Origin of the sequence: Sorangium sp. So ce375 (genome assembly GCF_051473855.1) — a bacterium.
In the GTDB taxonomy this organism is placed as follows: Bacteria; Myxococcota_A; Polyangia; order Polyangiales; family Polyangiaceae; genus Sorangium.
This window is the reverse complement of sequence record NZ_CP150335.1, coordinates 10,390,001-10,415,356: the sequence shown is the minus strand read 5'-3', so window position 1 is coordinate 10,415,356 and position 25,356 is coordinate 10,390,001. Positions and strand designations below refer to the sequence as shown.

At 72.3% G+C, this 25,356-nt stretch carries 18 protein-coding genes and 1 rRNA gene (1 of these 19 running past the window's edge); 9 read left to right on the top strand and 10 right to left on the bottom strand.

The genetic code is table 11. From position 1 onward, the window contains the following. Nucleotides 1–10: 10 nt before the first annotated feature. Both WME90_RS38935 and WME90_RS38930 read right to left on the bottom strand, forming a co-directional pair. Nucleotides 11–1,291, bottom strand: a complete 1,281-nt coding sequence (locus WME90_RS38935) for a putative metal-binding motif-containing protein (RefSeq protein ID WP_437277136.1) — start codon at nt 1,289–1,291, stop codon at nt 11–13. A gap of 245 nt (nt 1,292–1,536) precedes the next feature. After that, nucleotides 1,537–1,998, bottom strand: coding sequence for a PIN domain-containing protein (locus WME90_RS38930; protein WP_437277135.1), 462 nt, complete (start codon nt 1,996–1,998; stop codon nt 1,537–1,539). Nucleotides 1,999–2,131: 133 nt separating this feature from the next. Here WME90_RS38930 and WME90_RS38925 point away from each other — a divergent pair, with 133 nt between their 5' ends. Next, the gene (locus WME90_RS38925) at nt 2,132–3,538 is read left to right on the top strand and encodes a hypothetical protein (protein ID WP_437277134.1); all 1,407 of its coding nucleotides are present in this window, start codon (nt 2,132–2,134) and stop codon (nt 3,536–3,538) included. Nucleotides 3,539–3,626: 88 nt separating this feature from the next. Here the strand turns inward: WME90_RS38925 and WME90_RS38920 are convergent, their stop codons facing one another. After that, nucleotides 3,627–4,967, bottom strand: coding sequence for a glycosyltransferase family 87 protein (locus tag WME90_RS38920; protein WP_437277133.1), 1,341 nt, complete (start codon nt 4,965–4,967; stop codon nt 3,627–3,629). Between the two features lie 339 nt (nt 4,968–5,306). Between WME90_RS38920 and WME90_RS38915 the strand changes: the two genes are divergently transcribed. Together WME90_RS38915 and WME90_RS38910 are read left to right on the top strand one after the other, a co-directional pair. After that, complete coding sequence (locus tag WME90_RS38915) at nt 5,307–5,864, top strand: hypothetical protein (RefSeq protein ID WP_437277132.1); 558 nt, start codon at nt 5,307–5,309, stop codon at nt 5,862–5,864. A 128-nt stretch (nt 5,865–5,992) separates the two neighbouring features. Then, nucleotides 5,993–6,301: a hypothetical protein gene (locus tag WME90_RS38910; protein WP_437277131.1), complete on the top strand. Its 309-nt coding sequence runs from the start codon at nt 5,993–5,995 to the stop codon at nt 6,299–6,301. 55 nt (nt 6,302–6,356) lie between these two features. On the opposite strand, the gene WME90_RS38905 is transcribed toward WME90_RS38910, so the two are convergent. Further along, the gene (locus tag WME90_RS38905; RefSeq protein ID WP_437277130.1) at nt 6,357–7,754 is read right to left on the bottom strand and encodes a cytochrome-c peroxidase; all 1,398 of its coding nucleotides are present in this window, start codon (nt 7,752–7,754) and stop codon (nt 6,357–6,359) included. A 450-nt stretch (nt 7,755–8,204) separates the two neighbouring features. Between WME90_RS38905 and WME90_RS38900 the strand changes: the two genes are divergently transcribed. Next, entirely contained in the window at nt 8,205–10,997 is a 2,793-nt protein-coding gene (locus WME90_RS38900) for a protein kinase domain-containing protein (RefSeq protein WP_437277129.1), read from the top strand. Continuing rightward, nucleotides 10,994–12,844 carry a PEGA domain-containing protein gene (locus WME90_RS38895; RefSeq protein ID WP_437277128.1) on the top strand — a complete coding sequence of 617 codons (1,851 nt, stop codon included), beginning with the start codon at nt 10,994–10,996 and terminating at the stop codon, nt 12,842–12,844. The genes WME90_RS38900 and WME90_RS38895 overlap by 4 nt, the downstream gene beginning before the upstream one ends. A gap of 19 nt (nt 12,845–12,863) precedes the next feature. On the opposite strand, the gene WME90_RS38890 is transcribed toward WME90_RS38895, so the two are convergent. Next, complete coding sequence (locus WME90_RS38890) at nt 12,864–13,355, bottom strand: FHA domain-containing protein (protein WP_437283721.1); 492 nt, start codon at nt 13,353–13,355, stop codon at nt 12,864–12,866. Nucleotides 13,356–13,691: 336 nt separating this feature from the next. Here WME90_RS38890 and WME90_RS38885 point away from each other — a divergent pair, with 336 nt between their 5' ends. Continuing rightward, on the top strand, nt 13,692–15,638 hold the full coding sequence (locus WME90_RS38885) for a ribonuclease R family protein (RefSeq protein ID WP_437277127.1): 1,947 nt from the start codon (nt 13,692–13,694) through the stop codon (nt 15,636–15,638). 19 nt (nt 15,639–15,657) lie between these two features. Here WME90_RS38885 and WME90_RS38880 read toward each other — a convergent pair whose 3' ends face one another. From WME90_RS38880 to WME90_RS38865, 4 genes are all read right to left on the bottom strand, one after another. After that, nucleotides 15,658–17,562, bottom strand: coding sequence for a hypothetical protein (locus WME90_RS38880; protein WP_437277126.1), 1,905 nt, complete (start codon nt 17,560–17,562; stop codon nt 15,658–15,660). Nucleotides 17,563–17,579: 17 nt separating this feature from the next. Continuing rightward, nucleotides 17,580–19,733, bottom strand: a complete 2,154-nt coding sequence (locus WME90_RS38875) for a protein kinase domain-containing protein (protein ID WP_437277125.1) — start codon at nt 19,731–19,733, stop codon at nt 17,580–17,582. Between the two features lie 108 nt (nt 19,734–19,841). After that, nucleotides 19,842–21,233 (bottom strand): ABC1 kinase family protein, encoded by a 1,392-nt coding sequence (locus tag WME90_RS38870; RefSeq protein ID WP_437277124.1) that lies wholly within the window; start codon nt 21,231–21,233, stop codon nt 19,842–19,844. A gap of 43 nt (nt 21,234–21,276) precedes the next feature. Then, nucleotides 21,277–21,615 carry a DUF3634 family protein gene (locus tag WME90_RS38865; RefSeq protein WP_437277123.1) on the bottom strand — a complete coding sequence of 113 codons (339 nt, stop codon included), beginning with the start codon at nt 21,613–21,615 and terminating at the stop codon, nt 21,277–21,279. A gap of 282 nt (nt 21,616–21,897) precedes the next feature. Between WME90_RS38865 and nadA the strand changes: the two genes are divergently transcribed. After that, complete coding sequence (nadA, locus tag WME90_RS38860) at nt 21,898–22,857, top strand: quinolinate synthase NadA (protein ID WP_437277122.1); 960 nt, start codon at nt 21,898–21,900, stop codon at nt 22,855–22,857. 201 nt (nt 22,858–23,058) lie between these two features. Here nadA and WME90_RS38855 read toward each other — a convergent pair whose 3' ends face one another. After that, complete coding sequence (locus WME90_RS38855; protein WP_437277121.1) at nt 23,059–23,859, bottom strand: hypothetical protein; 801 nt, start codon at nt 23,857–23,859, stop codon at nt 23,059–23,061. A gap of 190 nt (nt 23,860–24,049) precedes the next feature. On the opposite strand from WME90_RS38855, the gene WME90_RS38850 reads away from it, so the two are divergent. Then, nucleotides 24,050–24,670, top strand: coding sequence for a DUF4920 domain-containing protein (locus tag WME90_RS38850; protein ID WP_437277120.1), 621 nt, complete (start codon nt 24,050–24,052; stop codon nt 24,668–24,670). A gap of 549 nt (nt 24,671–25,219) precedes the next feature. Next, nucleotides 25,220–25,356 (top strand): 16S ribosomal RNA (locus tag WME90_RS38845); it runs 1,420 nt beyond the window's last position.

Here is a 25,356-nt window from a genome sequence, read left to right as displayed (position 1 = left end):
GGAAGGGGGGTTACCGTATCGCGCCAGTCTTCCGCAGGCGCCGCAGCGCGAGGAGAGCGAGCGGCGAGAGGAGCGGCAGCTGCCGCCACGGAGACCCGCCGCGGGGTTCGCCGGCGTCGACGGCGCAACCGCCGCTGTTCGTCTCTCCCTCGTCCGGGGCGCCGCCGCCCGCGGAGCCCGCAGAGACAGCGGGGCTCCCGGCGTTTCCGGCGCTTCCGGCGCTCCCGACGCTCGCGGCGGTGCCCCCGCCGCTCCCGCTGCTGCACGTGCCGCTCGGGCAGCCCTCGCCGGGTGCGCAGAGGCCTGGGTCCTCGTCGACCTCGCCGTCGCAGTCGTCGTCGAGCGCGTTGCACACCTCGGGGCTCGGCTCGCCGGGCGTGCACGATCCGGGGGTGCACGCGGTCGCTTCACGCGCGCACATCCCGACGCCGCACACCTCGCGCACGCCCTCGTCCACCCGGCCATCGCAGTCGTCGTCGGCGAGATTGCAAGTCTCGGTCGCGTCCGGGTGGACGTCAGGGGACCTGTCGTTGCAGTCGTTGGAGGTCGGCGCGTACCCCTCGGGGGGGCACTTCGCCGTGACGCTCGCGCCGAAGAACGAGCCGTACCCGTCGCCATCGGCGTCTTCATAATGCGTGGTGACCTCGAGATCCTCGTCGATCTCGCCATCGCAGTCGTCGTCTCTCTCGTTGCAGATCTCGCCCCGGTCGGGATGGATGTCGACGCTGTAGTCGTCGCAGTCGCCGCCGCGGTCGGCGTGATCGGCCGGCCGGGTGCAATCGACCCTCGGCGCGCTGGAGTCGCCGTATCCGTCGGCGTCGCGATCGAGGTAATACGTCGTCCCGGCGCACCCGTAGGCAAACGCGGTGTCGGCGGACGAAGCGCCGTCTCCGCGCGGCCCGTTGTCGCCGTTGGCCGCGAGGGCCCACACCGCGACGACGACCCCGCCCGGCGCGCCCGGCGCGGTCCACTGCGCGTCGAAGCGGACGACTCCGCCGCTCGCCCGCTTCGGCGCGTCGTGGACGAGCTGGTGCTCGTCGATGAGCCTGGTGCCTTGACCGCCGATGGGGGAGAGCCGACCTGCGTCGGTGAGGAGATAGAAGCCCCCAGCGTTGATGTTGGCAGACCGGATCTGCACCTGCAGAGTCACCGTCGCGCCGGCCGCCGGGTTCTTCGGGCTATAGTCGATGGTGATATCCGGCTCCGCGCCGCCGGTGTGGCAGCCGTTGCACCCCTCCACCGCCAGTCCGGCGCGGCGGGCGTGGGCCTGCGACGCGGCCAGGGTGGTCAAGAGGGCCAAGCTCACCGAGAGGACCGGTGAAGAAAGCGATGTACTCCGCATGCGCCTCGCCGCGCAGCCCAGGCTCGCGAGCTCCGCGCGCTCCGCTGCGACGCTCAGGGATAGCTGGGCTCGCCGGGTGCGCAAGTGAGTATGCACAGAGTGTAATGTTGCGACGCGACTGCCCAGGGTGGCTGTTCTTCGACATCGCCGTGACGACGGATGTCGCGAAATGCACTGCCACGCGCTGCGACGCGTTATCCGCGTCCGAACCGAACGTGCTGCGGCCGTGTCACGTCGCTGACGACACCGTGGTACTTGAGGAGCCCTTCGTCGAGCGTCACCACGGTCGCATCCGCGCGGTGGGCCGCCCACAGATAGATGAGGTCGGTCGCGTTGGCGAAGGGCCTGCGGCCGCGCATGCGCCTCGTCAGCTGGTCGAGGAACTCCACGATGGCGCCCGTGTCCGCGGGCGCGACCAGCTCGATCGCGAGGCCTCCCAGAGGGTTCGTGTCCGCGGGCGCGGCCCGTCGCGACGCCGCGAGCCGTTGCTCGGCGACGTACACCTCCAGCCATAACTCGGGCGGCGCGAGCACGCGCGCCGCGCCCGCGGCCACGGCCGCGCGGGCGCGCTCGAGAAAGGCGAGCGCGTCCGCGTGCCCGGGCTCTCTGGGCTTCATCGAGGCGATGGCGACGGAGCTATCGAGCACGATCCGCATAAGGCCTCACCTGCGGCATGGGCCGCGAGCATGGCGACGGGGGACGACGATGGCACACGCTGGCACGGCGGGGTCCCCCCGGCGGCCTAAAACACGTGTGTCCGCTCGGTACATGCCTTGCTTGGCGCCGTCCATGCGAACCTTCCTGCGTCGAATCCTGGTTGCGTCCCAGTGGGGCGCGAGCCTTGCCGTCGTGTGCGGGTCCGGCTGCGGCACGCACGTCGAGTCCGGCGCCAGCGCGACCTCGTCTGAGGGTGGAACGTCGGAGTCGAGCTCCAGCTCGAGCTCGCCTGAAGGTGCGACGTCGGGGGTCGGCTCCGGCTCGAGCTCGTCTGGAGGCGCGACGTCGGCGGCCGGCGGAGGCGGTGAAGTCGACCCTCCCGACGCCTCGGCGCCGCTCGATCCCTATCCGGATCCGACCTGCGTCGGGCCGTTTCACGATGGTGGCTATTATGGCCAGTGCTGTTACGAGGTGCATTGCACGGCGCCGGTCGGCGGCGCCTGCCCTGCGGCCTCCGAGGCTCCGCCGCACATCCAGGACCTGCCGCCCGGCTCGGGGACGTGCACGTGCAGCGCCGACGGCGAGGGCGGGGTCGGGTGGATTCAGGGCCCGTACGCGAACCGCACGGCCTCGGATCCGGCGAGCTGCTGCTACCTCGTCGGCTCCATCGCCTGTGAAGGGCGGCCTCTCCTGGTCCGGGGCGAGCCGCGCGTCGCGCCGCTCGCGCGCGGCCAGAGCGCCTGGTCCGAGACCGCGTGGGAGCGCTTCCAGGGAGCGCTCGCGGACGCCGATCGGAGCGCGCTCTCGCCGGCCGAGCGCCGCGAGCTCGCCCGGCGCTGGGCCGAGCGCGGCCGGAACGAGCACGCCTCGGTCGCCTCCTTCGGCCGCTTCGCGCTCGCGCTGATGGCGCAGGGCGCGCCTCCCCAGCTGCTCGAAGCGGCGCACCGCGCGGCGATCGACGAGGTGCGGCACGCGCGCCTCGCGCTCGCGATCGCCTCGGCGTACGCGGGGGAGCCGGTGGGCGTCGGCCCGCTGCCCCTGCACGGCGCGCTCGACGACATCGCCTCGCTCGAGGCCCTCACGCTCGCCACCGTCGTGGAGGGCTGCGTCGGAGAGACCCTCTCGGCCATCGAGGCGGAGGTCGCGGCGCAAGCGGCGCAGCCTCCGGCGGTGCGCATGGCGCTCCAGGCGATCGCGCGCGACGAGGCGCGCCACGCAGAGCTCGCCTGGGCGTTCATCCGCTGGGCCGTCACGACGGGCGGCGCGGGCCTGCGAGAGCGCGTCGCCGCGGTCTTCGCGCGCGCGCTCGATCAGGTCGGCTCCGAGGCGGCGGGCACCGCAGACCGCGATCTCCCGCCCTCCCACGGGTTCCTCGCGGCGGACGAGCTCCACCGGCTGCGGCAGCAGGCTCTGGCCGACGTGCTCCGCCCCGCAGCCGCCGCGCTCGTCGCCGAGGGGGGCTCATCCGCCGAACGAGAGTTCAACGGCGCTCGCGGGAATGCCGTGCTGCGCGCCGGCGCGACCTCCCTGTCGACGTGAGGTCGCGCCGGGCAACGCCGCTCCTCGGCGCGGCGGGGCCGACCTCGCGGCCGCCCTGCCGAACGCCGGCGCGCGCTGACGGGGCGTCCTAGGGGCGGGGGGCGGCCGGGGCCTCCGTCGCCTCGCCGTCGCCCGCCGCCGCGAGCGCCTCGCGCGCGGTCGCCTCCTCGCGCCGCTCCTGCCAGAGCATCAACATGCCGAGCGCGTAGATCGCGAGCAGCACATACAGGTTCATCGAGAGCGCGAGCTGAGGCAGAGGCCCCTTGAAGCGCGAATAGATGTACGGAAAGTCGACGGTGGCGAGCGGGAGCAGGACCACGAGCGCGCCCATCTCGACCGAGCGCTCCTGCTTCGCCGCGCGGTCCAGCGCGTAGAGCGCGGCCGGGAAGAGGAAGAGCACGTGGTGCACGTAGGTGAACGGGCTCGCCACGATCATCGTGACGAGCAGCGGCAGGAGCATCCGCAGCGAGCGCGACGGCGAGGGGGAGCGGCCGCCCAGCGCGAGCACGCCGCCGAGGAGGAGCAGGAGCGTGATCCACGAGGCCACCTTGATGGCCGTCGCGTGCTCGCCGAAGAGCCGCGCGTAGAAGCCGGCGACCGAGAAATTCGGCGTCGTCCCCGGGTCGAAGAGGCCTGGGATCTTGGCGCCGTGGGACATGCGCGGCAGCCGCCGAAGGAACTCGATCCACGCCGGCGCGGCGCCGAACGGCAGGCTCAACAGGACGAGGGCGACGAGCCCCGCGGCGAGCCCGGTGAGGGCGCGAAAGCGCCGCTCGATGACCCAGGGGATCGCGAGCAGCACCGGGGTGACCTTGATCCCCGCGGCGACCGCGAGGGCGAGCCCCGCGGCGGCGTCTTTGCGTGAGATCGAGAGCGCGAGCGCGGCGCAGATGAACAGCAGGACCAGCGGGTTGATCTGCCCCATCCCGACGCAGTTGCGCAGGTTGAGGGTCCACGCGAGGAAGGCGATGAACGCGATCAGGAGCGTCGGGATCGCCGGCCGGCGGACCGCGCCGAGCGCCGGCGGCGTCGCGCGGCGGATCGCGGCCACGGCGAACGTCGCGGCCAGGCCGTAGCTGCACACGGCGATGGTGGACCAGACCTGCTGGGCGGCGCTCGGGCGCAGGCGGGCGAGCCACGAGAAGGCGTGCGCGAAGAACGGCGGATACAGGTAAGGGTACGTCGGGCCGCGCGGGAGACGCATCTCCGTGGCGATCGCCTCGAGGACCTTGACGTCGTAAACGTCGAGGCCGCGACTGGCCGCGACGGCAGCCGCGTAGAACGACTTGAAATCGACCGCGACAGGCTGCTTGAGCACGATATCGAGGACGCAGAGCCAGGCGGCGCCCGCCGAGAACGCGAAGAGCGCCATGGAACACAGGAGCTCTTTCGAGAACCGCTTTTTGATGGCCGCTGCGTTCGATGACACGGCGCGCACGTTCTGGTGTGTCGGTCCACGAAGTCAAGTGTCTTGGGCGGGGGCCATCGCCGCCGCTTACCCAGGCGCGCTCGCGTGTCTTTGGGCGGCGTCCTCTCGCCCGCGCCCGCGCTCGAGCGAGGGCGTACCGTCGACCCCCAGGCCGGCGTGGCGCGGAGCGGAGCGGCGCGGCGGAGCCTCGTGCGCTCGGGCGGCCGGGCGTCCGCTCGCCCGACCAGGCGAAGGCGCCGCTCGCTGCCGAGGCGGCGCGCCTGCGACGCCCTGGATCACGGCGCGCCGTCGGGCCCTGGGCACGATCTTGCTTGGAGCGTCGCGGCGAGGTGGAACGACATGGCTACACTCTCGACGTCTGCATGGGTGCTGCATGAGCTCGGTCTGGCCGCGGGGTTCGGCGGCCCCCTCTTCGGCCGGCTGGCGTTGCGCCAGGCGGTCAAGGACATCCATTCCGAGGCCGAGCGGGGCAAGGTGCTCTCGGATGCCTGGCAGCGGTACAACCTCGTCAGCGCGATCTCGCTCGGCACCGCCGCGGCGACCTGGTTCATCGGGCGGACGATGATCTCGGGGCGATCGATCGACCGGGAGACCCGCGATCTGGTGCGCCTGAAGGATATCCTCCTCGGCGCGACGCTCGCGACGAGCATCGCCAGCATGGTGGGCGGACGGCAGATGAGCGAAGAGGCGCCTGACCGCGCTGCGCCCCTCCTCGAGGAGGGCGAAGCGCCGGCGCAGCGCCCGCCCGCGAAGGCTGCGGCGCGAAAGCAGCTCCTCGGCGCCATGGGGCCGCTCAACATCGCCCTCACGGCGGGGGTCATCGGGGTGACCACCGTCCTCGCCATGAAGTCCGGTCGTTCGGCGAAGTGGAGCCTCCTCTCTCGGCTGCTGCCTTGAGCCGCGTCCTCCCCGGGCGGGAGGGCGGCCGGTCGATGCCTGCGCGCCGCCCGGGCTGCGGCGCCTCCCCCCGGCGCCCACCCGGGCCGCGCCCGCGCGCGGCGCCGCGCTCGTGATACGCTGGCCCGATGAAGGTGATGACAATGATGGTCCTCGCCCTCGTCGCCCTGGGCTGCAGCGAGAGTCACGGCGAGGAGGGTTGCCCCGAGCTCTGTGAGCAAGCCGTGGAGTGTCCGGGCGACCCCACGACGGAGGAGAGCTGCCTCGCGACCTGCAGCGCCGATACGGAGGCCGCGGAGGACGCTGGCTGCCACGATGCCTGGGAGTCGTACCTCGAGTGTCGCAACCACGCCGAGGACAGCTGCGATCCCGCGAAGTACGACGAGGAGTGCAGCATCCAGAAGGAGTCCCTGAACAGCTGCCTGGACCGCGGCTGAGCCGAGGTGCCCGCGGGCGCCTCGACCCGGTGAGCAACGCCTGCCCGGCCCGCGGCTACTCGAAGTCGTGGACCTCGCGCCCGCTCGGGAGCTCCTCCGGGATGAGCGCCTCGAGCCGCTCCGGGGTCGCGCGCGGGTCGAGCAGCGCCTCCCCCACGAAGGCGCAGAGCCAGCCGATCTCCTCCTCCGTGAGGTCGATCGGCTGCTGCAGCAGCGGGTCGACGGCGGCGAGGACGGGGGCGAGCGGGCCCATCTCACCCTGGAGATCGGGGGCGAGGTGCTCGTTCGTGTACTCCGTGGCCGACGTGTAGACGTCGAGGTGGTGGCGGATGGCGCCCTCGAGCGACGTGAACGAGCCGTTGTGGAAGAACGTGGGCTGGAGGGCGACGTTGCGCAGCGGCGAGGTCCTGAACTTGTACCGGTCGGCCTGGTTGCCCGTGACCTGCTCCAGGCCGAAGTCCTCATCTGCGTTCGGGCCGTCGAACACCACGTTCGAGAGCGCCGGATCGTCGGTCGGCGCGATCTGCGGCACGCCGATGGCGTGCTGCTGGAAGTCGCTGAACATCTCGTTCGACTCCCCCGACACCGCGTGGCACTTGACGCACCCCGCCTCGCCGAAGAAGAGCAGCGCGCCGCGCTTCTGCTCGAGCGTCATCGCGTTCCGGCGGCCCCGGGCGAACCTGTCGATGGGCGCGTTCGCGAGCGTGAGCGACATCTCGAACTCCGCGATGGCGGCCGCGATCATCTCGTAGGTGATGTCGTCGCCTCGCTTCACCGCCCGGAAGCTCTTGCTGAAGCGCTTGCGGTACGCCTTCACGTCGTTCACGCGCGCCGTGACCTCCTCGCGCACGACGTCGTGCGACGGCGGCGCCTTGTGCCCGGTCATCTCGGTGATCTCGGTCGGCGGGATGAACGCCTGGGCGTCGAGGAGGTGCGGCAGGGAAGAGAGCGACATCCCCTCCGGCGCGGTGAACGAGAACCCCTGGCTGTTGTCGAAGGGGTCGCCGGACACCGCGAAGAACCGCGAGTTCCACATCAGCGTGGGATAGAAGGCCGTGTTGACGACGGTGGGCGCGCGGCGCTGGTTGCGCGGCCCTGTGCGGTGCGGCCCGACGACGCCGTTGTTCTCGATGCCGATGGCGATCGACTGCGTGTCGGCGAAGCCCGCAGAAGGCGCGTGGCAGCCAGAGCACGAGTTGTCGTCGTTCAGGCCGAGGAGGCTGTCGAAGAACAGGTCACGCCCGAGCTTCGCGAGCTTCTTGTCGAGCTTCCGGCCGAGCCGCGACTCCAGCGTCGACTCGATCTCTCCGGTGAAGCCGTGTCGGGCGAGCACCTTGGCGAGCCGCTCATCGACGGAAGAGCCCTTGGCGTGCGCCGGTCGCGCCAGGAGGAGCGTGAGAACGAGACATGCCGTCAGGGCGGCGAGCGCGCGCCCGAGGGATCGCAGGGTCATGGTGCCTCCAGGTCCCCCGGCGGGGGAGGCGCGCGTCGGTGTGCGCGCGAGAGATCAACCAGTCCTGCCCAGATCCTGACCGAGCGGTGGTGAATCGGATGATGGGAATCTAACGTCGTGACCTGACGATCGGCAAGGCAAATTAGATGAATATTCCATGATTCAAAGGGCTTACTGAGTGTCCTCGCGTCTCCTCTCGTGCTCTTGCGTGTCCTCGCGTGCCCTCCCGTGTTCTTGCGTATACGGCGGTCTGTTCATCGCGTTATCTGCGGTAGTCGCGCCTACATTCGGCGGGCGCGCCGGGGCGCGCCGCGGCGCGGCGGGCGTGGCGGCGCTGTAGGTGTGTGGCCGGCGCTCCGCGTCCGTGCGGCGCCCTTGCGCAGCGCCCCTCCGACGTCGCGCGACACTGATGCTTTGTGGGGCGCGATGGGCCGTCGTATGCTTGAGCGCATGGGCCGGACAGCACCTCTGGCGGATCCGACGGCGCTCGTTGGGGGCGCGCTCACCGGCGGATATCGGATCGCCCGCGTCCTCTCCGCGCAGGGGTTCGGTGTCGTGTTCGAGGCCCGGGGCCCCTCAGGCCGCCGCGTCGCGCTGAAGGTCTTGCGGCCCGAGGTCGTCACCGAGGACACGCTGTCGCGGCTCACCCGCGAGGCGAGCGTCACCGCGAAGCTCGACAACGCGCATGTCGTCCCCATCGTCGACGCCGGCCACGACCTCGAGCGAGATCTCGCCTACCTCGTGATGCCGCTGCTCGACGGGACCGACGTCGCCGCCCTGCTCGCCGAGACGGGCCCGCTCGCGCCCGAGATCGCCGTGCGGATCGCGCTCCAGGCCGCCGCGGGGCTCTCGGCGGTGCACGCCGCGGGCCTCGTCTACCGCGACGTGCGGCCGCCGCGCATCTTCCTGGAGCACCTCCCGAGCGGAGAGATCCTTGTCCGCGTCTTCGGCTTCGGGCTCTCGAAGGGCTGCGACACGGCCACCTCCGCCCCTGGCAAGGCGAGGAGCACCGGCCCTCTGCGCGACGAGTCGGGGCCGCGGGACCGCTCCGCCGATGTCCGAGGTGACGTGTTCGGCCTGGCGGCGACGCTCTACGAGATGCTCTGCGGCGTCTCGCCGTGGGCCGAGCTCGACATCACGCCGGACACGGCCGAGCTCGACCCGACCGATACGGCGGCGGACGCGGCGGCGTCTTCCCTCACGCAGCTCCCGTCGATCCAAGATCGCGCCCCGTGGATCGAGGCGCGCCTCGCGACCGCGCTCTCGCTCGCGCTGCACAGCGACGTGGACCGGCGTTATCCGTCGATCGAGGCGTTCGCCGAGGCGCTGCGCGCCGTCTCGGGTGGCGAGGAGCGCATCACCATCGACATGCTGAGGCCGCTCGATCCCGAGCTGCGCGAGGCCATCGCCGAGCGCGCCGGCGCCGAGACCGATCCGCTGGTCGGCCGCGAGCTCGGCGGCCGGTACGCGGTGCGCCGGCTGCTCGGGCGCGGCGGGATGGGCGCCGTCTACGAGGCGGAGTCGCCCGAGGGGCGGCGGGTCGCGGCCAAGGTGATCTTCAAGAGCGCCGTCGGGCAGGACGACCACGCCGTGCGCCGCTTCATCCGCGAGGCGCGGGCGGTGACCGCGATCCAGAGCCCCCACGTGGTCAAGACGTTCGAGCTCGGGACGGATCTCACGCTCGCGACGCCGTTCATCGTCATGGAGCTCCTGCACGGCGTCGACCTCGCCAAGCTCCTCAGGATGCGCGGGCCGCTGGAGCCGGCGCCGACCGTGCGCGTGTTCATCCAGGCGGCGCGCGGGCTCGCGGCGGCGCACGCCGAGGGGATCGTGCACCGGGACATCAAGCCGGCGAACCTCTTCCTGCACGTGCCGTACGAGGGCGCGGCCCAGCGACCGTCACCCTCGGTGGCGCCGCCGTCCACCCGGCTCGGCTCGCTCGCTTCGGGGCCGCCGTCCACCCGGCGCGGCTCGCTCGCTTCGGCGCCGCCGTCCACCCAGCGCGGCTCGCTCGCAGCGGCGCCGCCGTCGGGCCGCCGCTCACCCGGCTCCGTCCGCCCGCCGCCGTCGGGCCGCCGTCCGTCCGGATCCATCCGCCCGCCCTCGTCGACCGATCGCCGGATCGTGGTCAAGGTGTGCGATTTCGGCATCGCGAAGCGCACCGGCGATGGCGTCTCGCACGAGCTCACGCGCGCCGGCGGCGTGCTCGGGTCGCCGATCTACATGTCCCCCGAGCAGGCGAAGATGGCGAAGGACGTCGATCACCGCTCCGATATCTGGAGCCTGTCGGTCTCGCTGTACCAGGCGCTCTGCGGGAGCTGCCCCTGGGATCCCGACGCCTCGCTCGCCGAGCTCCTCCTCGCGATCTGCACCGAGCGCGTCCCGCCGCTCGGCGGGGCCGCGCCGTGGGTCTCTCCGGCCCTCTCGGCCATCGTTCACCGCGGCCTCCAGCGGGATCCTGCGGAGCGCTGGCAGAGCATGGAGGAGCTGATCGCCGCGCTCGAGCCGCACGCGGACGGCGCTGGCCCCGTCACGCTGGATCAGCTCCGGGGCATCGACCCGGAGCGGCGCGCCGGCGCCACCCCGATCTCCGCGCTGCGCCGCGAGTCCAAGCTTTTGCGATCGATCGAGGGGGAGGAGCGCTCCATCGGCGGCAGCTCCTTCACGGCGGTGAGCGCGCCGTCCGGCGCGGCGCGGAGGCGCTTCGTCGGGGCGGCTGTCACGGCGGTCGCCCTCGCCGCGATCGGCGGCGGCCTCGCGCTGCGCGCCTCCACGGGCGATGGGGGTCGCGCGACGCCCGCCGCGCCGAGCGAGCCCGCGCTGCCCGTTGCGCCTGCGCCGGCGCCGACGCCCGCGCCTTTCACCGCGGTCGTGACGCTCCCCAAGGAGGCGACGGCGCGGGTCAACGGCGCGGCGCGCCCGGTCAACGATGGCCGGCTCGACCTGACGGGCAAGGCCGGCGACACGTTCGAGATCGAGGTGAGCCGCGGCGGCGCCACCACGAAGGAGACGGTGTTCATGCTCAGCGACGGCAGGCTCCGCCCGGATCGCATCGATCTCCCGTCGCTCGCGCCGGCCGCTTCTGCATCGGTCGCGGTCTCCGAGCCGGCCCCGCGCCGTGACAAGAAGAGCCGCGCCCCGCGCGGCGCCCCTGCCTCGGACGACGTTGCCACGCCCTCCTCCACGGGGGCGCCTGCAGCTTCGCCGGCTCCGACCGCGGTGGTGCCGGTCGACCGGTGGTGAGCCCGAGGCCGCGCGCCCGTCGCGCCATCCGGCGCGCCTTCGCGGCGTGCGCGCTCGCCGCGGCGAGCGCGGCGCCCGCGTCGCCGGCCCGCGCGCAGCCCGCGCCGGCGGCGGCGCCTGCCCCGGGCGCGCCACCCGAGCCGCCCGCCTCCGCCGCGTCGGCCGACGAGGCGCTCGCCCGTGCCAAGGCGCTCTTCCAGGAGGGGAACGAGCTGCGCAAGATCGGCGACTTCCAGCGCGCGCTCGAGCTCTACCTGAGGTCGCGTGAGATCGTCGCGTCGGTGCCCAACACCCTCAACGCGGCGTTCTGTCTCGATCAGCTCGGGCGTTACGACGAGGCGCTCGAGCTCTACGAGGCGCTGCTCACCGAGCTCCGCGCGGACCTCGGCGAGCCGGAGCGCCGGAGCGTCGCGTCCGCGATCGCCGCGCTGCGGGCGCGGATCGGCAGCGTCGTCGTCTCGTCGAACGTCGACGGCCTGGTGCTCATCGACGGGAGGCCGCGCGGTCGGCTGCCGCTCGCCGGCCCGATCCGGCTGCTCCCCGGGGGTCACACGCTCCGCGTCGTCAAGGACGGCTGGCACACGTTCGAGAGGATCCTGACCGTCAGGGTCGCCGAGACCACGTCGGTGGACGCGAAGCTCGATCCGCTCGCCAGCACGGGCCGGCTGAAGATCGAGGACGAGCGGCTCGTCGGCGCCGATCTCACCATCGACGGCGCGCTGATCGGGCAGCTGCCGTGGGAGGGCGCGCTCGCGCCTGGCCCGCACTTCTACTCGGTGCGCAAAGGTGATTTCGGCTCTGCGCCCCGCGAGGCGAACGTCATCGCGGGGCAGCTCGCCGTCGCCACCGTCGAGGCGGGGCCGCTGGGCGACGAGGTCCGCGTCGTCGCCCAGCCGCTGAGCGCGGATCTGACCATCGACGGCGTCCCGGTCGGCAAGGGGCAGTGGCGGGGGGCGCTGCCGCTCGGGCGCCACACCTTCGAGGCGCACGAGCCGGGCTATTTCGCGCGCACGCTCCGCGCGACCGTCGACAAGACGACGAGGGGCGACATCGTCCTGCCGCTCGCCATCGACGACGCGCACCCGCGCTGGGGTCGGAGGGTCGGCATCTTCCGGCTGGAGGCGACCGGCGGCTACGCCTTCGCCTCGTCGCTCGAGAGCGACGCCGAGCGGAGCTGCGGCAGCTTCAGCTGCTCGGGCATCTCGCGCCCGTCCGGCGTCCTCGCCGGCGTGCGCGGCAGCTACGAGTTCCCGATCGGCGCCGCCATCGAGCTCACGGCCGGGTACCTGAGCCTCCACACGTCGCTCGATCGCTCGCTCGACGCGACGTACGCCGCTCCGGGCGGGGGCGACGTCAGGCTCCCCATCCGGTACAGCTTTCACGACGACATCGGTCTGGCCGGCGTGACGGTGATCGTCGGCGGCAGCTATCACTACGGGCTGTCGTCATGGCTCGACGTCGGCGGCGCGCTCGGGCTCGGCGTGGTGCTGGCCGAGATGCGCGACGAGGTGACCGGCACGGCGTCCGACGCGCAGAGGACCGTCGGCGTGGCCGTGCAGAGCGCGGGCAGGGCCGTCCGCTCCGCCGCCCCGTTCGCGATGCCCGAGCTCCGGCTCCGGCTGAAGCTCGGGCGCCTCAGCGCCAGCGCGGGCCTCGGCGTCGGCTTCTTCCTTGTCGACGGCCCGCCGCTCGAGACGGGCAACACCTACGTGGTCGGGGCGGCCGAGTGCGACGAGGCGCACCCCACGGTCGACTGCGCGCCGGGCAAGAAGGTCGTGTTCGAGGAGCTGGCCCACGGCACGTTCACGATGTTCTTCCCGAACGTCGCCGTGGGATACCGGTTCTGAGCGGCGCCGCGCGCGGCGCTCACCGGTTCGCCTGGTCCCTCGCGGCGCGCGCCTGCTCGCGCACGAGGTCGAAGAGGCTCGCCGCGTCGAGCAGCGAGGTCGTGAGCCGGCCGAACTGGATCACGTCGCCCACCGCGACCTCCTGCGGCTCGCCCTCGGAGAGCAGCTTGCCGTTCACGCGGGTCCCGTTCTGCGAGCCGTTGTCGACGAGCGCGAGCTGCCCCTGCTCGTTCCGTCGGAAGTGCGCGTGCAGCTTGGACACCGAGGGGTGGCGCAGCACCACGTCGCAGTTGCGTGTGCGGCCCACCGAGATCTGATCGAGATAGGGATTGCCCTTCGCCTTGACGATCTGGAGCACCTCGCTCGCTGGACCGGGCGGAGGCGGCGGCTTCCGGTGTGCCGCCGGCGATGCAGCGACCGTCCTGAAGGCGATCTGCTGGTTGTCCGGACCAGCCTCGGACACCACGAGGAGCAGGTTCGTCACCTGGCGGACGAAGCGGTCCCGAGGCATCACACGCGCTAGCTCGATGATGTCCCCTGAATCTTCCACGATGCGCCGAGTATAAGCGGATCCGGAGCCGCGGACCGTCCACGGGGGCACTTTTGCCGCAGCGTCTCGCGCACACATGCGTCCCGGCGAACGTGGAACGGCGAGCCCGTGCGCCCATCGCCGCAGCGCAGCGCGCGAGGCACCCTGAGCCCCGGGCCGCATCCCGGCACGGGGCGCGAGGCCGCGATGTCGCGCAGCGTCCCAATTGCCGTGCGGCAGTAAATCTGTGGCGTTGCTGCGGGGTCGGCGGACAGCTTGTGCTCGAAAACGGCGGGATCTGACGTACCTTCGGCGGCTATGCACGCACCCGTTCGTGGACGCATCTCGGTCAACCCCCGTGGCTTCGGGTTCCTGAACATCGAGGCCTCTCCGGAGAAGGCGGGGGGGCCGGGCAGGCCGGGCTGGGCTGCCCTGGGCTCGGCGACCGCCTTCATCACGCCGCCCGATCTGAACCCGTTCCTTGACGGCGACGTCGTCGACGCGGTGGTCGTCGAGGCGGAGCCGGGCCGCTTCAGCGCGTCGCAGCTCGCCCTCGTCCATCGCGATCGCACCGAGCTCTTCGGGACGGTCGTATCGCACGCGAAGCGGCCGCACCTCCGGGTCGATCGCCTCGTCTCCAACACGGACTGGCCGTTCAAGCCGGGCAGCGCCGACGACCTCCCCGAGGGCGCCGCGGTGGTCGCCGTCATCGAGGGTGCGGCGGTCGTCCCGGCGCGCGTCGTCGCGTCGAGCGCCGACCTCGGCATCGAGCGTTGCCTCGCCCGCAACGGCGTGCGCGCCGTGTTCGCGGGCGAGGTGATCGAGGCGTCGCGCGCGGCGGCGGCGGCGGTGTCGGTCGAGCGTGAGCTCGCGCGCGGCCGCCGCGACCTGCGCGACGTCGTCACCGTCACGATCGACGCGCCCGTCACCACGGACATCGACGACGCCGTCTCCGTGTTCCCGGCCGGACCCGACGGGGCGCTCCGCGTCCTCGTCTCGATCGCCGACGTGGACGCGTTCGTCCCCGAGGGCTCGCCGCTCGATCTCGAGGCCCGCGCCCGGGGCACGAGCGTCTACCTGGCCGGCCGCGTCATCCCGATGCTCCCCGACGCGATCTCCAGCGAGGCGGCGAGCCTGCTCCCGGGGGTCGATCGGCTCGCGGTCACCGTCGAGCTGCGGATCGACCCCGAGGGCGGCATCACGTCGATCGATCTCCACGAGAGCGTGATCCGCTCGCACGCCCGCCTCTCGTACGACGCCGTCGAGGAGTTCCTGACGACGGGCCGCTCCGCCGGCATCCCCGAGGCGGCCCGGCCGGTCGTGCGCTGGCTCCGCACCGCGGCCGCGCGGCTGTCGACGGTCCGCGCGGCGCGCGGCGGCGTCGAGCTCGATCGCGAGGAGGCGTATGTGACGCTGGACGCCGAGACGCGCGAGCCGACCGGCGTCTCGCCGCGCGCCGACACCGGCGCGCACCGCCTCATCGAGCGGCTGATGGTGGCGGCGAACGAGGCCGTGGCCCGCTGGCTCGTGGCGCGCGGGCTCCCCTGCGTCTTTCGTGTCCACGACGAGCCCACCGAGGATCGCGTCCGCGCGCTCGAGCAGTTCGCGCACAACTTCGGCGTCGAGGCCGGCTTCGGCGCGCGCTTGAGCCCGCTCGGCCTCGCGGCGTTCGAGGCGCAGTACCGGGGCTCCGAGCTCGCGCCCGCCATCCGCACCGTGCTCGGCAAGGCGCTCGGCCCTGCCCGCTACACGGCCGTCCCCAGCCTGCACTTCGGCCTGGGCGCCCCGCTGTACCTGCACTTCACCTCGCCGATCCGCCGCTACGCCGACCTCGCGGTGCACCGCGTGGTCAAGCGCTACCTCCAGGGCCACCGCGACCAGCGCGTCGACTCCGAGGCGCTCGCGTCGCTCGCCCCTCACCTGAACGCGCGCGCGCGGAGCGCCGCCAAGGCCGAGACGGAGCGGCACCGGATGCTCGTGGCGCGCCTGTTCGCCTCCCGCGTCGGCGAGGAGATCGAGGGCAACATCGTATCCATCAAGCCGTTCGGCCTCGTCGTCCAGATGGTCGAGTCCGGGGCGACGGGCACGATCGCGCTCGACGCGCTGCCGGGCGGCCCGTATCGGATCGACGTCGCCGCCCAGGCGCTCGTCGGCGCGAGCCGTCGCTACGGCGTCGGCGAGCCGATCCGCGCCGCCATCGCGGCGACAAACGAGGAGCTCGGCCGCGTCGACCTCGTCCCCGCTGGCGCTCGCGGCGCTCCGTGACCGGCGCCGCGGCTCCGGTCTACGGCGACAGGAGCACGACGAACGCGTCGGAGCCGTTCGCCGCGTGCTCGCCGAGGCCGAAGTCGATCTTCCCCTCGGCGGCGCCGCAGAGCGCGATGGCCCTCGTGCCGGGGGCCACGGCCGCCGCGTTCGACTTCTGGTTGCCGGCGGCGCCGAGCACCTTCCCCCAGAGGTGGTTGCCCGCGGGGCCGAGCTTCACGACGAAGGCGTCGAAGCCGCCGCCGCTGGGCAGCGGCCCGCCGCCGAGGTCGATCACGCCCTGGACCGAGCCGGTCACGACCACGTTGTTCTCCGCGTCCGTGACGATCGACGTGCTCTCCTGCGCGCCGTCTCCGGCGAACCACCGCGCCCATACGGGCGAGCCGTCGGGGGCGAGCGACGCCACGAACGTCGTCTGCACGTCGTTGGCGGGGAGCCTGCCGGCCGGTCCGAAGTTGATCTCACCCATGTACGTCCCGGTCACGAGCACCGCGCCCGAGGGAGCGACGGCGATCCCGGTGCCTGTCTGGGACGACGTGTCTCCGTAATCCGAGAGCCAGGCGCCGTTTCCGCCGCTGTCGAGCTTCAGGACGAACAGGTTCGGTCCGAGCCCGGTGTTCTTCACCTGCCGGGAGCCGACGGCCAGGGTGCCGTTGTACCGGCCGGTGACGAACACGCTGCCCTCGCCGTCGACGGCGACGCCGGTGGCGAACTGGTTTCGATCGTCTCCGTAGATCTTGGTCCACTGGACGGCGCCGAGCGGATCGTACTTCCGCACGAAGATATCGGTGCCGCCTGCGCTCTCGGCGCAGACCGGGACGGGCGGCGCCGAGCAGAGCAGCTTTCCGCTGAAGTAGCCGGCGATCACGATGTTTCCGGCCCTGTCCACCGCGATCGATCGCAGCGTCTGATCGGCCGCGTCGCCGATCTGGCGTGCCCAGCCCTGCTCGCCCTTCTCTCCGCTCATCGTGACCACGAAGCTGTCGAGCGCGTTGACGCTGCTCAGCGTCGTGCCGCCGAACGCGAACGAGCCGTAGAACGTCCCGCCGAGCACGAGGTTGCCCTCGGGCGTCACCGCGAGCCCGTTGAGCGTCTCGGCGCCGCTGCCGCCGAACCTCGCGCTCCAGCGGTGCTGTCCGGACGCGTCGAAGCTCGCGACGTACACGTCGGAGGTGCCGATGCTGACGAGGGTCCCCGTCTCCTTGCCGGTCAGGTTGATGGTCCCCGAGAAGGTGCCGCCGATATAGATGTTTCCCTGCGCGTCGACGCCGACGCCGGTCGCGCTCTGGGTGTTCGGGTCACCGTAGAGGGCGGCCCAGAGCGGCGCGCTGCAGGCGAAGCCGTCGCAGTCTTCGTCGATCTCGTCTGTGCACGTCTCCGTTTGCGGGGTGACCTCGCCGCTGCACGGCCGCCACGAGGTGCCCGAGACGTCACACATCTGCAGCCCTGCCGCGCAGAGCCCCACGCCGCTCGTCCGCTCGGGGCCGCTGTAGCAAGTCCTGACCTGGCCCGGGGTACACTCGCAACCTGCGTCGGGCTCGTTCGTCGCGCCGTCGCAGTCGTCGTCCACCGGGGTGCCGCAGTCCTCGGGCCCAGGGACCACGGCCCCTTCGCACTCGCCGAAGCTCTGGCCGTCTGGCTGGCACCTCCGCACGCCCGGCGCGCACACGCCGACTCCCTCGGTCTCTTCGGGGCCCGGATAGCAGGGCTGCACCTCGCCGACGCTGCAGAACGGCGCGCCGCCGCCTCCGCCTCCTCCTCCGCCACCGTCGCCGCCGCCACCGTCGCCGCCGGCGTCGGGGCGTGGCCTGATCGGCACCGGGTCCGAGCACGCTCCCGAGAGCGTGAGCACCAGCGCGGACCCGACGAGCATCGATCGAGCGCGCAGGGTTGTCCTCGTCACCATGAGGGGGCGGAGCTCCATGTTCGGCGATTCTGGCTTCAGTCCTGGCGTGATTTTCTCGTGCGCTGCTTCTTATCGGTCAAGTCGATGTGCTTCTTGTCGGTCAAGTCGATGATGAACGTGCTGGCGGGCGGCGCGCTCGCAGGAGCGCGCGGCGCGTCCGGGCGCGTCGTCTCTGGCTCGTTCACGTTGCTCCGCGATTCGTCGGTGCTCTCCGACGGGGAGAGCTGGGTCGGCCCGGCGCTCGCGCTCTGGGCCGGCAGCAGATCGTGTTGAACCGCGTCGCTCTGGGATCCGTCGCGGAGCGCCAGCCAAACCGCGATCACGCTGACGAGCACGAGCGCCACGCCGCCGAGCGCGAGCGGGATCACGAGCTTCGACGGCAGCTTCGGCTGAGCGTGGCGCGGCGCCCACGCGGCGGCCGGCTGCTCGCCATAGGGCGCGCTGGCGCTGTGCGGGGCCGAGCCGGTGTTGTGGAGCGATGCGGGCGCGCCGTAGGACGGGCCGGTGTTGTGCAGGCCCGAGCCGGTGTTGTGGAGCGATGCGGGCGCGCCGTGCGGCGCGCCGGCGCTCTGCCGGGGGCCAGGCGCGCCGTAGGGCGCGCTGGCGCTGTGCGGGGCCGAGCCGGTGTTGTGGAGCGATGCGGGCGCGCCGTAGGACGGGCCGGTGTTGTGCAGGCCCGAGCCGGTGTTGTGGAGCGAGACAGGCGGCCCGTGGGGGGCGCTCGCGCCGTGCGCCGATGCGGGCGCGCCGTAGGACGGGCCGGTGTTGTGCAGGCCCGAGCCGGTGCTGTGGAGCGACGCGGGCGCGCCGTAGGGGGCGCTCGCGCCGTGCGCCGATGCGGGCGCGCCGTAGGACGGGCCGGTGTTGTGCAGGCCCGAGCCGGTGCTGTGGAGCGACGCGGGCGCGCCGTGGGGCGCGCTGGCGCCCTGCCGAGAGGGGGGCGCGCCGTGCGCTCCGGCATGGCCAGCGCCGGTGTGGTGCAGGGCCGACGGCGGTCCGTTCGGAGCGCCGGGGACGACCTGCGCCATGCCGGGGTGACCTCCGTGCGCCTGGGCCGCATCCATGGCGCTCCCGCCCGGAGCGCGGGGCGCCGCCATCGTGGCGGCGTCCCACGAGGACGCTCCGCTGTTGCCTGGGCCGAGCTCCGGCCCGGTCGCGGGCGCCGAGCCCACCTCATTCCATCTCGCGCCCGAGGGGGCGGCGGGCCGCGGCGGGGGCTCGGCCTGCACGTCCGCCGAGGCAGCAGCCGACAGCAGCATCGGGGAGAGCTGCGGCGCGCCCGCCGACGGCACATCGCCCGCCGCGAGCCGCGCCGACGCGTGCGGCGGCGCCGCTCCGTGCAGGAGCGCGCGCACGTCGGTCTGCATCGTGCGCGCGTCCGGGTAGCGCCGGTCGCGATCGAACGCGAGCGCCCTGTCCACGACGAGGCACAGCCCCTGCGGCGTCTCCGGCGCGACGCTCGCGAGCGGCGGCGCCGCCACGGTCGCCATCTTCACGAGCAGCTCGGACTCCGTGCGCGCCTCGTGGATGCGCCGCTTCGCGATCACCCGGAACATGGTCGCGCCGACGGCGAAGAGGTCCGCCCTGTGGTCGACCGAGATGCCGCGCACCTGCTCCGGGGCCATGTACGACACCGTCCCGAGCGTCGCGCCCGTCCGGGTCCGCATCGCCGTCTTCACGCCGTCGCGCATGCGGGCGATGCCGAAGTCGAGCACCTTGAGGCGCCCGGTCCTCTCGACGAAGAGGTTGTCGAGCTTGATGTCGCGGTGGATGATCCCCTGCTCGTGCGCGGCGCCGAGCACGTCGAGCAGCTCGTCCATGAACCGCAGCATCTCGCCCGGCTCGATGTTGCCGAGCCGCTGGAGCCGGTCGGCGAGCGACTCGCCGTCGAGGAGCTCCATCACGAGGAACGGCGCGCCGTCCTCGGTCACGTCCATGTCGCGGATCTCGACCACGCCGGGGTGCTGGAACCGATTGACCGCCTGCGCCTCCCGCTCGAACCGGGCGCGCAGGTCCTTCGAGCGCGCCACCTCGGGGTGCAGGATCTTGATCGCCTCTCGCCGCCCGATCTTGTGGGTCGCGGCATAGACGGCGGCCATCCCGCCGATCCCGAGGAGGCGATCGATCGTCCACTTGCCCCGCAGGGTGGTCCCTACGCGCCTTTCGCAGGCCGCCCTCTCGTCGTCCATGCCCCGATCGAATGTCACAGCGTGCGGGATCGAGGTCAAGGTAAGAGCCGCGGCGGAAGCGACCTCGGCGCGCCTCTCCGCGCCGACGAGCCTACCAGCGATCCTCGCTCAATCGGGGATCGGGTACACCCCGCCGCGCACCCAGGGATCGATGGTCCTCCGGAACGCCGCCTCGGTCCGGAGCCCCGCCAGCACGGACGCGAGGCCCCACTGGAGGCGATTCACGAACGTGAAGTCCTGCGGCATCTTCGGCACGTGGGGGATGGTGGGCATCTTCTCTCCCTCCTTGAGGGCGAGCCCACGGATGCCGCGGGTCAGGTACGCCACGGTCTCGCGCGCCTTCTCGGGGGAGCACTTCCAGGTCCCGTGCGTGCACAGCGGGACCATGAGCTCCATCGTGTAGCTCCTGTAGAGATCCCAGCTCTCGTCGGCCGGGTCGTAGCCGAGCACCTCCACGCACGCCCGGTCGAACTCCTTCCAGTCCGCGTCCATGGCGGCGCGCATGTAGCGCTTCATGCCCTCCACGAGGTCGGGCGGGAGCTGCTTCACGCAGCCGAAATCGAGGATCGTGACCCGGCCATCCTCGTGGAAGCGGTAGTTGCCCGGGTGCGGGTCGGCGTAGAGCCAGCCGTACCTGAGCATCGAGCGGAAGGTGAAGCGCCAGATGGAGAGGCCAGCGCGGTTCTTCGCTTCCTGGCTGCCGCGCTCGCAGAACTCGGCGTAGCTCATGCCGTCGACGAGCTCGAGCGTGAGGACCCGCCTCGTGGTGAGGCTGTGGTGGATCCGGGGGATGTTGACGTCCTCGTCCCCGGCGTTCATGCGGCGGAACAGGTCCGCCATCTCGGCCTCGCGGGCGTAGTCGAGCTCGGACAGGAAGACCTTGCGGAGCTCGTCGACGGTCTGCCGCGCGTGGAGCTTCTTCGCGAGGGGCGCCATCATCGCCTCGAGCATCGAGACGCTCTTCAGATCGTTCTCGATGGCCCTGTCCATGCCGGGGTACTGCACCTTCACCGCGACCCGCTCCCCCGACTTCGTCGTGGCCCGGTGCACCTGCCCGATGCTCGCCGCCGCGAACGGCTCGCGCTCCCACGCCGCGAACACGTGCTCGGGCGGGGCGCCGAGCTCCTCGCGGATCATCTGCTCCGCGGCCTCGGGCGACAGCGGCGGCGCCTTGTCGAGCAGCTTCTTCAGCGTGGCCTGGAACTTCTCCTCGTATCCCGGCGGCGCGAGCCCGTCGATGTAGCTCGCCATCTGGCCGAACTTGAGCGGCAGGCCCTTCATCTCGCCGAGCGTCTTCAGCATCGCCTCGGCGGTCTTCTTGACCTCCTGGGCCATCCTCCGCCGCGCTTCGGCCTCCTCCTCCTCGGTCCGGGTCCCGCCGAGGACGCGCTTCGCGCCCTCGATGGCGAAGGGGATCGTGCGGGGCGCGAGGCCGGCGAGGCGCGCGAGGCGCCCCAGTTTGGAGGTCGGCGGATTGTCTCGGGGGTTGTCGTCGGCCATGCGGGACTGACTCGCTAGGGTGGAAATGTCGGCGCGAAGGGGGTCATGCGCCCACGCGGCGCCTCGGGGCTGCGCGGATCTTCGGAACCGGCCACATGGAGACGGTGTTCCTCAGCTGCTGAGCCTGCTCTGGGGAGATATCGCCGTCCACGTGGACCCGGGCGCGCCGATCCTCGACGACGACCCGCACCGCGCCCCGCCCGACCGGCGCTGCGCGGAGGACGTCCGTGATGTCGTCGAGCAGCCGCTGCGGCAGCCGACCTCGGAGCAGCCGGACGTTGCGCCCCTCGACGCGCACGCAAAATAGCTCATTCGCGCGGAGGAGCGCCACGACGAGCGGGACGACGAGGGCGAGCAGGGCGACGGGGATCAGGAGGGACATGCATGGCCGCCCACGACGAGAGCTCCTTCCCCAGGCCCACCGCGGGCCTCGATCGTGAACCGGTGCCGGCCGTTGTCAACGATGGATGCGGCGAGCTCGGGGGCGCCGGCGAGCGCGGCTCGGTTCGGGGGCGCCGGCGGGCGCTGCTCCGGCTCGGAGCGCCGGCGGGCGCCGCTCGGCTCGGGGCGTCGGCGGGCGCCGCTCGGCTCGGGGGCGCCGGCGGGCGCCGCTCGGCTCGGGGGCCCTGGCCAGCGCGGCGTGCGGTGCCTACCTTAGGGAGCCATGACGAGCGCCGCGCCCCAGCCTGCAGCCATCGATCCGCGCCTGGATCTGCACGACGAGATCAGCCGCCTGAAGCGGGAGAGGAACGCCGTCCTCCTGGCCCACTACTACCAAGACGGTGAGATCCAGGATCTCGCAGACTTCCTTGGCGACTCGCTGCAGCTGGCCCAGCAGGCGAAGAAGACGACCGCGGACGTCATCCTGTTCGCCGGCGTGCACTTCATGGCCGAGACGGCGAAGATCCTGAACCCCGAGCGCATCGTCGTGGTCCCCGACCTCGCGGCGGGCTGCTCGCTCGCCGACGGCTGCCCCGTCGACCGCTTCCGCGCCTGGCGCGCCCGGTACCCCGGCGCGGTCGCGATCTCGTACATCAACTGCTCCGCCGACGTGAAGGCGGAGAGCGACTACATCTGCACGTCGTCGAACGCGGAGAAGATCGTCCGCGCGATCCCCGAGGGGCAGGAGATCCTCTTCGCGCCCGACAAGAACCTCGGGCGCTGGCTCGTGGAGCGGACGGGTCGCCCGATGCGCCTGTGGCAGGGCAGCTGCGTCGTCCACGAGACCTTCAGCCTGCGCAAGATCGTCGCGCTGCGCGAGCGCCACCCGGACGCGAAGCTCATCGCGCACCCGGAGTGCGAGGAGCCGATCTTGCGGATGGCCGACTACATCGGATCGACGACCGCGCTGCTCAAGTACACGATCGCGGACGACGCCACGAAGTACATCGTCGCGACGGAGAGCGGCATCGTGCACCAGATGCGCAAGGCGTCGCCGCAGAAGGAGTTCATCGAGGGGCCGCCGGAGGGCAACTGCGCTTGCAACGAGTGCCCCTTCATGCGGCTCAACACGCTCGAGAAGGTCTATCTCGCGCTGCGCGATCTCGCCCCGCGCCTCGAGATGGCGCCCGAGCTGCGCGAGCGCGCGCGCGTCCCGATCGATCGCATGCTGGCCCTCAGCTGAGCTCGCCGCGCGACGCGGCTCACCGCACCGGGCCCGCGTGGCGGCGCAGGGGGCAGTGATCTGTCTGTCCGCGCGCGCATCGGGCTGTCCGCGCATCGGGCTGTCCGCGCGTCGGGCTGTCCGCGCGCGCGGATGAGCGTCGGCGCTCTGGCGAGCGCGGCGGGAGGAAGGGCCGCCTGCCACGCCCGCGCGCGGCGGCGATCACAGCACGAGGGAGAGGCCGAGGGTCTGGACGAACGAGCCTCGGGTCTGCGGCAGCGCGCCGACGTTGCGCCGCCGCCCCTGGGCGTCGATCGCCTGTCCATCCCGCGTGGCGTCGCCGCCCCCGCCGAGCAGGAAGGCGCCGGAGGTCTCCAGCTCGATCGTGAGCCAGCGGCGGATGATGTCGAAGGACACCCCGAGCCCCAGCGGGATCTCGACGTACGAGGCGCCGCGCTCGCGAACGGTGAACTCCCCCCGGGGGTCGGAGACCCGCATGCGGTCGAAGTCGAACCGGTCGTAGCCGATGCCCACCGACAGCCACGAGCGGGCGCGCTCGCTGAGCGGAAGCGTGGGCGCGAGGCGCGCGCCGAGCGCGAGCGAGCGCACCGTGGGCGCGCCGTCCTCGCGTGGCTCTGCCGTGAGCGGGCCGTGCTGGCCGAGCGCGCCCGCCTGGAGCGCGAGCTCGTGCTCGGCGTGCACGAAGAAGGCGGAGAAGCGCAGGTAGTCGAAGATTTCCCACCGCGCGTGGAGCCCGAGGCCGACCGCGGGCTTCAGCCGAACGCCCGTCGGCTGGCCCGCGGCGTCGTTCGAGCCGACCCGGCTGACGAGGGCCAGGTCGGGGCCGATCTCGATGTGCCTGGCCCACGGCAAGCGCGTCCGGGCGGGCGCGGGCGGCAGCGGCGGTCGCGGAGGTCCCGGGGGCTCGTCGGCGGAAGCGGCATCCTGGGAGGCCGCGGCGCCTGCGGGCTCCTCGGCGTGCGCGGTGGCGGCGCAGGCGAGCGCGATCGCGCACGCAGCCATGCCTCGTCCCGCGCGGGCGCGAGCGGTTCGCATGCCCGCCCTTGTAGCAGGCTTTGTGAGCGTCCGAGCCGCCAGCTGCGCCCGTGCGCCCCTACCAGCTGCGCCCGCGCGCCCCCGCCAGCCGTGTCCGCGCGTCCCCGCCAGCTGCTGCGCCCGCGCGCCCCCGCCAGCTGCCGCGGGAGCGCAGGACGTGCTCTGTCCCCGAGACGGCACGTCCCCCCTGGGCCAGTGGCAGGGGCTCGTCCGGTCGGGCAAACTCGTCTCCATGCGCGCCAAGCACATCGCCTCCCTCTTCCTCCTGGTCCTTGCGCAGCTCGGCTGTTCCGCCGAGCGCAAGCCCGACGCCGAGCCGGCCCCCGGGGCCGCGGCTTCCCCTGCCGTCGAGGGCGCATCGCCGATGCAGGCGTCCGCTGCGGGGATCGCGCAGCTCGAAAAGAAGCAGTTCGGCGCGCCCATCACCGAGAGCTCGACGACGCCGCTGCCGGTGCTCCTCCAGGAGCCGGGCAAGTTCAGCGGAAAGACCGTCCGGACCGAGGGGGTGGTGTCGGCCGTGTGCAAGTCGATGGGCTGCTGGATGGAGATCGCCGACGAGTCGGGCAGCGCCCACATCAAGATGGCGGGCCACAGCTTCTTCGTCCCGAAGGACGCCTCCGGTCACCGAGCGGTCGTCCAGGGCAAGATGGTCCCCGGGGAGGCCGAGGAAGGCGCGGCCTGCGGCGCGAAGGACAACTGCCGCGGCGAAGCGGAGAAGCAAACGGGGCGGGTCGCGAAGATCGAGCTCGAAGCGACCGGCGTGCAGTTCCTGGACTGACGGCGCGGACAGCAAGGGGGCTCGTCGCGCCGCCGCGCGGCCGGGGCTCTCCGGGTGAGCCTGTGGCCGTCCGAGCCCCCGAAGCGGCTCTCCAGGCAATCTCCAGGCAAGCCAGTCGTTCCCAGAAAAAAGTCCTTGCGCATCTCGGCGATGGGACGTAGAAAGCGCGCCCTGTTCGGGACGCGCTGCTTCGGCGGCGGCCCGAACGCGAAGCGCTGGGAGAAAGCTCGTTCAACGAGCTGAGCGACCGGCGTCGTGCGCAACGGGCGATGTTTCAGGTCGCCAGGCGGACGGTTTCAGCGAAGCGACGCTTCAAAGAAATTTCGAAGACGGGTTGACTAAGGACGGAAGCGGTAGCATATACCGCCCCGTTCTCCGGACGGAAGTCGGTAGCAAATACCGGACGCCGACCGGGCTCGGTCCTTGAAAACTGGGTTGTATGCCTACGAAGTGACGTGGGTCCCAAAGGCGAGCGTAAGCTCGACCTCGCACGTCATACAATGACGAGCAAGTCAGGCGGTCTTAGCCACCGTCTGATGCAACAGGATTTAACTGGAGAGTTTGATCCTGGCTCAGAACGAACGTTAGCGGCGCGCTTAACACATGCAAGTCGAGCGAGAAAGGGCTTCGGCCCCGGTAAAGCGGCGCACGGGTGAGTAACACGTAGGTAATCTGCCCCCAGGTGG